The 13,008-nt window shown below is 51.2% G+C and carries 9 protein-coding genes; 5 read left to right on the top strand and 4 right to left on the bottom strand.

The window, feature by feature from the left end:
- Positions 1-91: 91 nt before the first annotated feature.
- On the bottom strand, positions 92-1,468 hold the full coding sequence (locus L855_RS03745; protein WP_159784338.1) for a calcium-binding protein: 1,377 nt from the start codon (positions 1,466-1,468) through the stop codon (positions 92-94).
- A 642-nt stretch (positions 1,469-2,110) separates the two neighbouring features.
- Between L855_RS03745 and L855_RS03740 the strand changes: the two genes are divergently transcribed.
- The 4 genes from L855_RS03740 (at position 2,111) to L855_RS03725 (ending at position 5,698) form a co-directional block, all read left to right on the top strand.
- The gene (locus L855_RS03740; RefSeq protein ID WP_425500550.1) at positions 2,111-3,295 is read left to right on the top strand and encodes a F420-0:Gamma-glutamyl ligase; all 1,185 of its coding nucleotides are present in this window, start codon (positions 2,111-2,113) and stop codon (positions 3,293-3,295) included.
- 91 nt (positions 3,296-3,386) lie between these two features.
- On the top strand, positions 3,387-4,625 hold the full coding sequence (locus tag L855_RS03735; RefSeq protein WP_192924986.1) for a GNAT family N-acetyltransferase: 1,239 nt from the start codon (positions 3,387-3,389) through the stop codon (positions 4,623-4,625).
- Positions 4,622-5,047 carry a Holliday junction resolvase RuvX gene (gene ruvX, locus L855_RS03730; protein ID WP_159784336.1) on the top strand — a complete coding sequence of 142 codons (426 nt, stop codon included), beginning with the start codon at positions 4,622-4,624 and terminating at the stop codon, positions 5,045-5,047. The genes L855_RS03735 and ruvX overlap by 4 nt, the downstream gene beginning before the upstream one ends.
- A 42-nt stretch (positions 5,048-5,089) precedes the next feature.
- Positions 5,090-5,698 (top strand): Uma2 family endonuclease, encoded by a 609-nt coding sequence (locus L855_RS03725; RefSeq protein ID WP_159784333.1) that lies wholly within the window; start codon positions 5,090-5,092, stop codon positions 5,696-5,698.
- Here the strand turns inward: L855_RS03725 and dcm are convergent.
- From dcm to purT, 3 genes are all read right to left on the bottom strand, one after another.
- Positions 5,651-7,159, bottom strand: coding sequence for a DNA (cytosine-5-)-methyltransferase (dcm, locus tag L855_RS03720; protein ID WP_159784330.1), 1,509 nt, complete (start codon positions 7,157-7,159; stop codon positions 5,651-5,653). The genes L855_RS03725 and dcm overlap by 48 nt on opposite strands.
- 39 nt (positions 7,160-7,198) lie before the next feature.
- A complete protein-coding gene (locus L855_RS03715; RefSeq protein WP_159784327.1) occupies positions 7,199-7,567 on the bottom strand; it encodes a hypothetical protein in 369 nt (122 codons plus the stop codon).
- A 271-nt stretch (positions 7,568-7,838) separates the two neighbouring features.
- Entirely contained in the window at positions 7,839-9,011 is a 1,173-nt protein-coding gene (gene purT, locus L855_RS03710) for a formate-dependent phosphoribosylglycinamide formyltransferase (RefSeq protein WP_281349476.1), read from the bottom strand.
- A gap of 291 nt (positions 9,012-9,302) precedes the next feature.
- Between purT and metH the strand changes: the two genes are divergently transcribed.
- A complete protein-coding gene (gene metH / locus L855_RS03705) occupies positions 9,303-12,851 on the top strand; it encodes a methionine synthase (RefSeq protein WP_159784324.1) in 3,549 nt (1,182 codons plus the stop codon).
- Positions 12,852-13,008 lie beyond the last annotated feature (157 nt).

The raw sequence follows: 13,008 nt of genomic DNA, 5'->3' as shown, positions 1-13,008 counted from the left end.
TAACAAAGAAACCCGGTTTCTGAGGGTTGGGCATGGGGAAATATATGAAATTAACCTACGAGGTGCCTCCCCCTTCCGAACTTACCCTAAGCTAGCCCAGTGAGATGAAGTCACTGGCACTGAGATTCGCGACCCCGGAGACTGTTGCCAGCAGTTCGCCGCTGAAGCTAATGGTCGTACTACTGTCGCTAACTTCCAGGGTTAGGGCGTCAAAGGTCAACGGTTGAGAGAGTCCGATTTTGTCCGTACCGACGGTAAAGTCGGTAATGAGGTCGGAACCTGGCACGTCGCGGAGGATGAAGGTGTTTGCACCTGCACCGCCAGTGAGGGTATCGTTACCGAAGTCACCCGAGAGGGTGTCATCGCCATCGCCGCCGAAAAGGATATCGTCGTCCTGACCGCCGAAAAGGATGTCGTTGCCTGGGCCGCCGAAGAGGGTATCGTTGCCGGTGTTTCCGAAGATGATGTCGTTGCCGTCGCCGCCGTCGAGGATGTCGTTGCCCTCGCCGCCAGCGAGGATGTCGTCGCCGTTACCGCCGTTGATGATATCGTTGCCGGTGTTTCCGAGGATGATATCGTTGCCGTTGCTGCCTGCGAGCGTGTCGTTACCTTCGGTTCCAAAGATGATCTCATTGCTGCCACCGCTGGCGATCGTGTCGTCGCCTTCGGTTCCGTTGACGACATCGTTGCCAAGATTGTTGTTGCCAGCGGTGAAGAAGTTTAGGGTGTAGTTAGCACTAAGTGCCTCGCGTACCGACCGAACCCGAACAAAGTATGTACCAGGTTCCAGAGTCCTGTTAATCGAACCCGGACTGTCTTCACGTGCACCTCGACTTTCTAACGTTTCACCATTGTCAAGAACACCATTATTATTCAAGTCTTGGATCAGGAGAAAGCTAATTGAACCCGTTGCATCCGATACGGTGATATTGACATCTTCTGTCCGATCCAGTGTGAATTTATAGAAGTCAAATGGATCTAGCGAAAAGGGGCCAACCGCATCGGAGAAAGATTCTCCGCCGCGCAAAATTCCGATATCGAGTGCCGAAGGGATTGTATTTCCAGGGTCTGTAGCGAGAGTACCGAGTGATGTATTGTTCAAGGTGAACGTGTAGCTTGTTTCAGTTTCTCCTAGTACAGGTCCAAAATTTGTACGAATGAAGAAAGTTCCTGCCCCCAAGTCAACCGTGCTAGAATCACCTCGCACGCTACCTCTTACAGTGCTAATAATTTCGCCTGGGTCAACTAATCCATTGTTATTTGCATCAGAAACGATACTGAGGCTAGGAAAGCCGCGGGTGTTAGCCACTTGAAACGTAGCAATCAAGCTACTACTTCGATCCAGATCGATTCGATAAAAATTCGTGTCAGTTGGACTAGGCTGTCGACTTCCGCTGATAGAGGAGTTAATTGTGACTGGCTCGCTCAGATCGCCGAGCGGAACTGCGGTGCTAATGGTATTACTCATGAGAAACTTTTCTTACTCAAAAAGTAAGCTGAATGGTTTTGTGACTGAACATAACCGAACGCAATACTGCAGATCGGAAAACCAAACATCTCCGTGTCAAAAAAAATAAAAAGCTCTCACCCCACAAAGGGTAAGGGATTTTTAATATTCTGAATAATTCCAAAAAGCTACGGGTGGCTACGGAGATTTTTTCCTAAACACGGCGACCGAGTTCTACCAATGCCGATCTCGGGTCGCCATCACTTGAGTACGTAAAATCTACGTAAAAACACGGTAACACACTTTTTCCAGATTGAGCGAAAAAAGTTGATTTGAAGAAGCTGAGTGTGTTGCGACAAGCCAGTTGAGGCGCCTGGTAAGAAAAAAGGGGGAACCAGGGTTCTAAGCTTTAACCTGCCTAAAAAATGGCGAATCAAACGATACTTTATAACTTCATGAAACAGCTATTTTTAGAGTGTTAAGTTGACAAGAGTTAACCAAATGATTGACCGATCATCGACCCATGACGATGTAAAAAAACGAGAAAGACCCGAATCCGTCGCCGGAAGATGTGCTGTCGATTCAAGAGCCGATTGAGGAATTGCCGATTATCCATGGTATAACCAGGGGAGTTTTTAGGATTTGTGAGGCAAGACAGGAATCGTGGCGATCGACGTAATTATCGGCATTGTAATTGGAATTGGCATCATCATTCTGGTGATGGTTCTGGGGGCGATCGCCCTGGACCTCAACTACCGACGGAAACCGGGCAACCAACTCGAATTTCGCCCCGGAACCTGGGCCATCACCCAACACGAGGGCGATCACCTCGACATCCAAGGGGACGTGGAACTCTTCAACGCCACCGAGGGACTCGAAATCATGATTCCCGATGTCAACGCCAACGCCACCCTCCTCTCCAAAGCCTCCGTCTCCGACATCTCCTGCCAGATTGAGGTCATCCCCGCCCATGAGGATGCCCCCGCCCGCCCCGATGGCTATTGGTTCCCCTACATCATCAAAGCCCGGCACAGTACCCACATCAAACTCAACGTTGCCCTAACCGGGCCGAACCTCGATCGCCTGCAAACCCTCTGGCTACGACTCAACTATCTCACCTACGGCCCCGGCGGACGCATCCCCAAAACCGGACATATCGTCTTCCCCCTGCAATACCCCGACGCAGACACACCCGCCAACTGGCTCACCAAAGACAACGCCGAGGTGTTTCCCGTCAAAACCCATCTCCTCACCCATCTCGACGATCCCGTTGAGGTGATTCGTCGCTATGTCATGCCCCATGCCAAAAATGGCGACATCGTCACCATCGGCGAAACCCCCCTGGCCATCATTCAAGGGCGACTGCGAGATCCCGCCACCGTCAAACCCGGCTGGCTGGCCCGGCGACTCTGTTACTGGTTCCTCCCCACCTCCAGCCTGGCCACCGCCTGCGGCCTGCAAACCCTCATCGACCAAGTGGGAACCCCTCGCGTCTTTTTCGCCTTCCTCGGGGGCGTCGGCCTGCGTCTGTTGGGCCAACGGGGGGGCTTCTATCAACTGGCCGGAGAACAAGCCCGCCTGATTGATGACGTTACCGGAACCCTCCCCCCCTACGACCAATTTATTGTTCTCGGGCCAGATGACCCCCAGGCCGTAGTGCAGCGAATTCAGCAAGAAACAGGATTATCAGCGGCGATCGTCGATGTCAATGACCTAAAAGCCGTCAAAGTCCTGGCCGCCACCCCAGATTTACCCCATACGTTCCTAGAAACCGCCCTACGCAGTAACCCCGCCGGAAATGCCGACGAACAAACCCCAGTCGTCCTCATCCGACCCCGAAACTCCTAGATCCTTTGGGGAAGTTAAGAATCTTCGTTAAAATGGCGGTAGTGGTTCTTCTGCCCCCCCGTCGGTTGCCCTCGTCCCCCCAGGTTTCCCCATGACTTCCTCAACTCCCACTCCGCCAACTTCGATGACACCCACCATTGATATTCGCCCCATTCAATATCGGGACTTGGATAACATCGAATCTCTCCTGCAAGCCGATGCCTTCACGGCCAAAAGCCCCAGTGATCAACTGGATCTGGCCCTGGATCTCGATCGCATCCGCCAACGCTACGGACTCCTCAAACTCCTCAGCCTCTTTCCCAACCCCTACCGAAATTCACTGCGGGCCTATGTCGCCCAATGCGATCGCCGCCTCCTCGGGGCCATCCAAGTCTCGCCGGTGAACCGTACCTCCACCACCTGGCGAGTCGATCGCGCGATCGCCGATCCCGCCGCCGGTAGCCAAGACACGGGAACGATTCTGCTGCGTCATTGTCTGCAAGCCATCTGGGAAGCCCGAACCTGGATTGTGGAAGTCGAAGTTAGCGATAACACGGCCATGGCCCTCTATCGCCAAAATGGCTTTCAACCCCTGGCCCAGATGACCTATTGGACCATTGAACCGGAACTTCTGGCCCAACTCGGGGAACGGGAACCCGATTTACCCAATCTCACCCCCGTCAGCAACTCCGACGCCCAACTCCTCTATCAACTCGACACCGTTTCTATGCCGCCTCTGGTGCGTCAGGTGTTCGATCGCCACATTCTCGACTTCAAAACCAGCCTCTTTGAATCCATCCTCTCAGGAATCAAACAGTGGTTTGCCAAAACTGAAGTCGTCAGTGGCTATGTTTTTGAACCACAACGCAAGGCGGCGATCGGCTATTTCCAAATTCGCCTCAGCCGCGACGGTGGCAGCCACCACGAAGCCCAACTGACGGTTCATCCCGCCTACACCTGGTTATACCCAGAACTCCTGGCCCAGATGGCCCGGATCACCCAACAGTTGCCCCCCCAATCCCTACGGCTGGCCTCAACGGACTATCAGCCGGAACGAGAAGAATATCTCACCAGTATCGGAGCTGAACCCATCGCCAACACGCTGTTAATGTCCCGTTCCGTCTGGCACAAACTGCGGGAAACCAAACAAGTCGCCCTAGAAGGCCTGCAACTGTCTGATGTCTTAGGCGGCTTACAACCCTCTCGTAAACCCGTCCCCGGACGAATGATTTGGTCTCATCAATCCCCGCAGCCGGTGAAAGATGAACGCCATCAGCAGAATGGCAATGGCGATTGCCCCCAAGATCAGCCGAATCATCATCCGCAAAACGGGAATGGCGATCGCCCATGAAGCCGCGAGTTGCTGCTTTAGGCCTAGATTTAGGTCGCCGTCGCATCGGAGTGGCCGGTTGCGACGGCTTAGGCTTACTGGCTACAGAACTCACCACCATCAAACGCAGTAGTTTCGCCCAAGATATCGAGGCCTTGCGTCAACTCGTCAACGAACGTCAGGCCACGGTTTTAGTGGTGGGGATGCCCTATACTCTCGACGATGGAACCATGGGTAAACAGGCCCAACGGCTGGAGAAGCTGGCCCACCGTATCAGTGCCGCATTAGGACTTCCCATCGAGTTTGTCGATGAACGTCTCAGTTCCATCGAAGCTGAGGAGTTAATCCGGGCTTCGGGACGACATCCGTCTCAAGATAAAGGGGCAATCGATCGCAAAGCCGCCGCCGTTATCTTACAGCGATGGCTCGATGGTCAGTCCTAGAATCCTGGTTATACTGGAGGCCCTGTAACTCCTCAAACACCCATGATTTCTGTAACATCTGACGATTATATCAGTCCAGAAGAGTACCTAGAGCGAGAATTTTATAGCCCCATCAAACATGAATATCTCGATGGGAAAGTTTACGCGATGGCGGGGACAGGGAAAGCCCATAATATCATCAGTGGTAACCTTTACCTTCTCTTGCGTAACACCCTTCACCACTCTCCCTGTCGCACCTACTTTGCCGACGTTAAAGTTAGAATTAATGAGGGACAACGCTTTTTTTATCCTGATTTGCTGGTCACCTGTGATCCCAATGACGACAGCAGTCTCGTTTATGTTGATAAACCTGTAGTCATCATTGAAGTGTTATCTGAATCAACCGAATCGTTTGACCGAGGTAGAAAGTTTCAATGCTATCGGAGTATTCCCAGTTTGCAAGATTATGTTCTGGTGAGTTCCCAAACTTACATGGTTGAGGTATTCCAGCGAACTCAGGACGATCGCTGGCTGTTGGATACCTATCAAGGCTTAGAGGCGATCGCCAGGATTGAAAGCCTAAATCTTGACGCACCCCTGGCGGACATCTACGCCAGCCTGGACTTAACCCCTCTCACGGACGAGGAAAGAGGGGTTAATCCCGAAGGCTGACAACACATTAAGGAGCGATCGCGTCAAATGATAGACGACAGGAACGGATACCGCATTCCCAAACTGTTTACGAGCAATGGCCTCTCGTCTCGCCATCATGAAGTTATCGGGAAACCCCTGTAATCGGGCATAATCCTGGGCCGAAATGGGTTTAAATTTTCTTGGCTTATAAATCTTCTCGATAAACTCCTGTTTGTAACTATTGGGGTCTTGATGATCTAACGAACAGGTCGCAACATAATCTCGCATTCCGGTAGCCGTCAACGTGCCGATCGCATCAGCATGAGGGAGGATAATTTTAGCCACACCATTGATTCCTGCTGAAATTTTTGAATTGACAAACTCATATTTGTTATAACATTTTTCAGAAGTCGTACCATAGATATCTGTAGGGGCGAACAGCCGTTCGCCCTCCTCAGTATCAGATGTATAGCCAATATCTCGAAAAATGGTGTTAGATTGAACGTGACGTAATATCTTTTTCTCCACCAGTTTCTCTAACTCCTCAACCGCTAAATCAGGAATCAGCTTTTGTAAATGCTCAAAACGTAACGGATTCCCATCTTTGAGTCCATATTTCTTCTTGCGTCGATTGCGAAGTAGGGTCAAACAAATCTCTTTTTCTCGTTCACTGGTTTCAATTAAATCCCAAGAGTGAATCGTGGTATGGCCATCTCGGACATCTGAAAAGAGAAAAAAGTTATTCAGTTCATCAATTTTTTGAAAACGCCCTCGGGATGCGGGGATGCGATCGCCAAATAAGTGCTCAGGCGGAAATTTCTGTTTCTGAATTGGACGACGTTCTACCCCCTCAATACAGTCATAGAGTCGTGGCTTATCACCTAAGGGTTCAGGAAACCTAAACTTAGAGTAGGTCTTGATAGTCGTTTGAATCCCGACAATGAAAATGCGATCGCGGTCTTGGGGTAAGCCAAAATCATAGGAATTCAAAACCTGAAACGTGACCTCATAGCCTCGTTGACTCAGTTCGGTCACAATCGAATCTAAACTCTCACGGTGGCGGGGTTCCATGAGACCTTTGACATTTTCAAAAATAAAAGCTTTAGGGTGATTCTGTTCAATAATCCGAATCACATCAAACCAAAGTTTGCCGCGATTATCCTCAAATCCCTTAATTTTCCCCGCAATTGACCAAGGCTGACAGGGAACCCCACCGACAATCAGATCAATGGACTCCGGTAACTTGCCAATTTTTTGCACATCCCCTAAGTTGCGTTCAGAAGAACCAACAGGAGTGATAAAGTTTTTCTGATAGACGGCGATCGCCTCGGCATCAATTTCTGAATACCCTAAACATTGACCCCCCAAACGTTCTAAGGCAATTCTAAAGCCGCCAATCCCCGCAAATAAATCGACAAAGGTAAATGTAGCACCTGGTAAACTGGGGGGAACCGGTGCCAAATTCACGAACTCTGATTCAAACAGATTAAGCTGTTGCACCGAATGCCCCCAGTGGTTTAATTAAAATACCGCCAAATCTTAGCAACTCTCAATCACTTGGGAGACCACACGGATGATATCCAGATGACCCTGGGGTTGCGTCTCCCGCAGCATTCGAGCCTCCTGTAACTCCAACTCCGTTATCTGTCGTAACTCCTCATCACTGTAAGCAGAACGGGTTTGACGTACATCCTCCAAGGTTTGAGTCACATGGGCCATCGTTCCCCGAATTGCCACATTGTTCATCTCGGCGACGACGCGATAGGTGTTGCGTTCCTTTCCCTGAATCGTCACCGCATCAGACCCCCCGAACTGGTGAATCACAGCATTCAGATAGCGATTACTTGATGCAGCGGCTTGGCGGAGACGACGACGCTGAGGCGTGGTGGCGGTACAAGTCCGAGTCATAATCCCTTCCCCGCAAATGTTGAACTTTACATCAACATTATAGCAAACCCAATACTAGAGCCGCTACTTCCATGCCGAGAAAGACACATCAATTAGGACGCTTTATACCATGTTTGGAAAGGCTCGCCATAGGGTAACGCTGGGGGAGAGCGAACAGCCCTTCGCCCCTACAGCCTTATATGGCAAGACTTTGAAAACCTTGTATTACTTAAAGTGAAAACCTGTCTAAAAGGGGTTTTGAAATAATGAGTCGTCCTGTTTCAAGAGTCTACTATTCCTTATCCCCATACCCTAAGCGCACCTTAGCCGCCGCCTGGGTTGCTTTCTGACGTGCCTGTTCAATGGTGTCCCCTTTGGCCAGAGCCACCCCCATGCGACGATAGGGACGAGCAGTTTCCTTACCAAAGAGGCGAATCTCCACATCGGGTTGGGACAGGGCCTCATCCACCCCCTCATAAAACACAGTATCCGAATCGCGATCGCTCAAAATCACCGCACTCGCGCCTGGGGACAACACCTCAATTTTGGGAATTGGCAGGCCTAAAATAGCCCGCAGATGTAACTCAAACTCATTGAGGTTCTGAGAGACCATCGTCACCATCCCCGTATCATGGGGACGCGGCGATAACTCCGAGAAAATTACCTCATCCCGAGTGACAAAAAACTCAACCCCAAAAATTCCTGCCCCCCCCAAGGCCGAGGTGACGGTTTTCGCCATCTCCTGGGCCTGGGTAATTTTTACCTCCGACAATCCCACCGGCTGCCAAGATTCCTGATAATCCCCTCGTTCCTGACGATGACCAATGGGGGGACAAAATAGGGTGGTTCCATTCCACTGTCGCAGCGTCAGGAGGGTAATTTCGACCTCAAAATCAATAAACTCCTCCACAATCACCCGCTCACTCTCACCACGAGATCCCGTCATGGCATATTCCCAAGCCTGGAACACCTCCTCGGGAGAGTGAACCACCGATTGGCCTTTCCCCGAGGAGGACATCACCGGCTTGACGACATTGGGAAATCCTAAGTCTTGGGAAATGGCTTCTAAACTGGCTAAATCATTGGCGTAGCCGTAACGAGGGGTGCGGACGCCTAACTCAGTATGGGCCAATTCCCGGATGCGATCACGGTTCATGGTGTAATTCGTGGCCGCCGCCGTAGGGATGATGCGAAATCCCTGACGTTCTAAGTCCAATAACTTACTGGTGCGGATAGCTTCAATCTCGGGAACCACATAATCCGGCTGATGGTGTTTCACCAGCCGCTCCAACGCATCCCCATCCTGCATGGAAACCACTTCAGCAATGTCTGCTACCTGCATGGCCGGCGCATTGGCATAGCGATCGACCGCAATCACGGTATTTCCTAACCGTTGCGCGGCGATAACAACTTCTTTCCCCAGTTCACCGGAACCGAGCAGCATCAATTTTTGAGGAAGTTTCACAGGTAATGAAGATAATTAAAAAAAACGATTCCCAATTATAGCAAAATGGGAGTCCTCAGAGGAGGTTGTGGCGGGTCAGGCAGCAATTCTCATTTTGACTTGCATCCTGTTCCAAGATGCCCAAGCTTGAAGAAGGAATGGGGCTTTTAAGAATCACTATTGAGAAATTTGTAATAAGCTCGGACAAAATTTCCATAATGAGAATTGCTGACCAGCGTACTTTGTCCCGACCCGGCGGCAAAAGTCCTGATAAAATAAAGGACTAACCCATCAACGCCCATTCGACCTGGTATGACTAGCGCCTTCCTCGAACGCCTCCATAGTCCTAACCGTCCCGTTCTCGTCTTCGACGGTGCTATGGGAACCAACCTACAAGTGCAAAACCTGACCGCCGAGGACTTCGGTGGGCCAGAGTACGAAGGCTGCAACGAATACCTGGTCAAAACCAAACCCGATGCTGTCGCCACAGTGCATCGCGGTTTCCTCGACGCGGGGGCTGATGTCATCGAAACTGATACCTTCGGCGGAACTCCCCTCGTCCTCGCCGAATACGACCTCGCCGACCAATCTTACTCCCTCAACAAAGCCGCCGCCGAACTGGCTAAAAGCATCACCGCCGACTATTCAACCCCCGAGAAACCCCGCTTCGTTGCCGGTTCCATGGGACCCGGAACCAAACTCCCCACCCTGGGCCATATCGACTTCGACAGTCTCCGGGATGCCTATATCACCCAAGTTCAGGGCCTCTACGATGGCGGGGTTGACCTATTCCTGATTGAAACCTGTCAGGATGTGCTGCAAATTAAAGCCGCTCTCAACGCCGTGGAAACCGTCTTTGAACAACGGGGCCAACGTCGTCCGATTATGGTGTCCGTCACCATGGAACAGTTCGGAACCATGCTGGTGGGGTCCGAAATTGGCGCTGCTTTGGCAATTCTCGAACCCTATAACATCGATATTCTGGGTCTCAACTGCGCCACCGGTCCCGACTTGATGAAAGACCATATCCGCTATCTGTCGGACCATTCCCCCTTCATCGTCTCCTGTATCCCCAACGCCGGACTCCCGGAAAACGTCGGCGGCCAAGCTCACTATAAACTAACTCCTCTGGAACTGCGGATGGCCTTGATGCACTTCATCGAGGACTTGGGGGTGCAGGTGATTGGCGGCTGCTGCGGAACTCGTCCTGAACATATCGCGGCCTTAGCCGAGATTAGCCGAGAGCTGACCCCGAAAGTGCGTCACCCCCATTATGAAGCCGCCGCCGCTTCGATTTATAGTACCCAAACCTATGAGCAGGATAATTCCTTCCTGATTATTGGCGAACGCCTCAACGCCAGTGGGTCTAAGAAAATGCGGACGCTGCTCAATAATGAGGATTGGGATGGTTTGGTGGCCCTGGCGCGATCGCAGGAACGCGAAGGCGCACAAATCCTCGATGTTAACGTCGATTACGTGGGCCGAGATGGGGTGCAAGATATGCACGAACTCGTGTCACGTTTGGTCAATAATGTCAAGCTGCCGTTGATGTTGGATTCCACAGAATGGCAGAAGATGGAAGCGGGGTTAAAGGTGGCCGGTGGAAAATGTCTGCTGAACTCCACCAACTACGAAGATGGCGAAGAACGCTTCTATAAAGTCCTGGAAATTGCCAAGCAGTACGGCGCGGGGGTGGTGATTGGGACCATCGACGAGGAGGGAATGGCCCGAACCGCCGACAAGAAATTTGAAATCGCCAAACGGGCCTACTACGCCGCCATTGAGTTTGGGATTCCGGCCCGAGAACTATTTTTTGACCCCCTGGCCCTTCCCGTCTCCACAGGGATTGAGGAAGACCGGGAAAATGGTAAAGCCACCATTGAATCTATCCGTCGCATTCGTCAGGAACTCCCGGAATGTCATATTACCCTGGGGGTGTCTAATATCTCCTTTGGCTTGAATGCGGCGGCGCGACAGGTTCTCAATTCCGTATTTCTCCATGATGCCATGGAAGCGGGATTAGATTCAGCCATTGTCAGCGCCAGCAAGATTTTACCCCTGGCTAAGATTGACCCCGACCATCAGGAGATCTGCCGCAAACTGATTTATGATCAACGGGAGTTTGATGGGGATGTCTGTACCTATGACCCCCTGGGAGTGTTAACAACCCTGTTTCAAGGGAAATCGGCCAAGAAAACCGAAGCCATTGATAAGAATCTTCCCATTGAGGAACAGCTTAAACAGCATATTATTGATGGGGAGCGAATTGGCTTAGAGGAGTCATTGGAAAAAGCGCGTCAAGACTATGAACCGTTGCATATTATCAATGTCTTCCTCCTGGATGGGATGAAAGTCGTTGGGGAGTTATTTGGGTCGGGACAAATGCAACTTCCCTTTGTCTTACAGTCGGCGCAAACTATGAAAGCGGCGGTGGCTTATCTGGAACCTTATATGGATAAGGAGGACTCCGATGGTCGCGGTAAGGGAACCTTTTTGATTGCAACAGTTAAGGGAGATGTCCATGATATTGGCAAGAATTTAGTCGATATTATTCTTTCCAATAATGGCTATAAGGTTGTTAATTTGGGAATCAAACAACCGGTGGAAAACATCATTCAAGCCTATCGAGAACATGGTGCGGATTGTATTGCCATGAGTGGCTTGTTGGTGAAATCGACGGCATTTATGAAGGATAATTTGGAGCGGTTTAATGAGGAGGGAATTACCGTTCCGGTGATTTTAGGGGGGGCGGCACTTACGCCTAAGTTTGTTTATAAGGACTGTCAAAACACCTATAAGGGCAAGGTTGTTTATGGCAAAGATGCCTTTGCTGACTTGCATTTTATGGACAAGTTAATGCCAGCCAAAGCTGAGGGCAATTGGGATGATTTGCAGGGCTTTTTGGATGAAGTGGCGTTAGAGGAGGAGGCCGCTGAATCAGACAGTCCCACTGACACCTCAGAGTCCTCCCAGGAGTCAGAAACGCCTCAAGTGGTGGAAATCGATACTCGCCGTTCCGAGGCGGTAGATGTGGATATCGATCGCCCCCAACCGCCATTCTGGGGAACCAAGATTCTCACCCCGGAGGATATCCCCCTAGAGGAGTTATTCTGGTATTTGGATTTACAGGCTTTGATTGCGGGACAATGGCAATTCCGCAAACCTCGGGAACAGTCTCGGGAGGAGTATGATGCTTTCCTAGAGAAAGAGGTCTATCCCATTCTGGACCATTGGAAGCGGCGGATTGTCGAGGAAAATCTCCTACATCCGACGATTATTTATGGCTATTTCCCCTGTCAGTCGGAGGGGAATTCCCTTCATGTGTATTACCCGGAAGAGGCGGAAGCGGGCCAGTTAGGGGAACCAGCGGCGACGTTTAGTTTTCCCCGTCAGCGATCGCTACGGCGGTTGTGTTTATCGGACTTCTTTGCACCTAAGGAGAGTGGGGTGATTGATGTCTTCCCCATGCAGGCGGTAACGGTAGGAGAAATCGCCACGAAGTTCGCCCATGAACTGTTTGCGGCCAATGAGTACACGGATTATCTCTATTATCACGGCATGGCGGTACAGGTCGCCGAGGCCATGGCCGAGTGGATTCACGCTCGCATTCGCCGGGAGTTGGGGTATGGTCATCTCGAACCGGATAATGTGCGGGATGTGTTAGCGCAACGCCATCAGGGGTCACGCTATAGTTTTGGCTATCCGGCTTGTCCGAAGGTGTCGGATCAGTATCGCCAGTTGGAGTTAATGGGAACCGATCGCATCGGGATGTTTATGGATGAGAGTGAACAACTCTATCCTGAACAGTCCACGACGGCGTTTGTGGTGTATCACCCGGTGGCGAAGTACTTTAGTGCTTGAGGGGGAAGAAGGCAAAAGGCAAGAGGCAAAAGGCATAACCCACCCCTGCCCCTCCCAGGAGGGGATGGCAAGGGGCAAGAGGCAAATCAAGAGGCAAAAGGCATAACCCACCCCTGCCCCTCCCAGGAGGGGATGGCAAGGGGCAAGAGGCAAAAGG

This window comes from Sodalinema gerasimenkoae IPPAS B-353, from assembly GCF_009846485.1.
In the GTDB taxonomy this organism is placed as follows: domain Bacteria; phylum Cyanobacteriota; class Cyanobacteriia; order Cyanobacteriales; family Geitlerinemataceae; genus Sodalinema; species Sodalinema gerasimenkoae.
This window is presented reverse-complemented; position numbering and strand designations above follow the sequence as displayed.

Coding starts and splice junctions, on each gene's coding strand:
- L855_RS03715 (WP_159784327.1), bottom strand. CDS start 7,567: ATGACTCGGACTTGTACCGCCACCACGCCTCAGCGTCGTCGTCTCCGC.
- L855_RS03725 (WP_159784333.1), top strand. CDS start 5,090: ATGATTTCTGTAACATCTGACGATTATATCAGTCCAGAAGAGTACCTA.
- metH (WP_159784324.1), top strand. CDS start 9,303: ATGACTAGCGCCTTCCTCGAACGCCTCCATAGTCCTAACCGTCCCGTT.
- ruvX (WP_159784336.1), top strand. CDS start 4,622: ATGAAGCCGCGAGTTGCTGCTTTAGGCCTAGATTTAGGTCGCCGTCGC.
- L855_RS03735 (WP_192924986.1), top strand. CDS start 3,387: ATGACTTCCTCAACTCCCACTCCGCCAACTTCGATGACACCCACCATT.
- L855_RS03745 (WP_159784338.1), bottom strand. CDS start 1,468: ATGAGTAATACCATTAGCACCGCAGTTCCGCTCGGCGATCTGAGCGAG.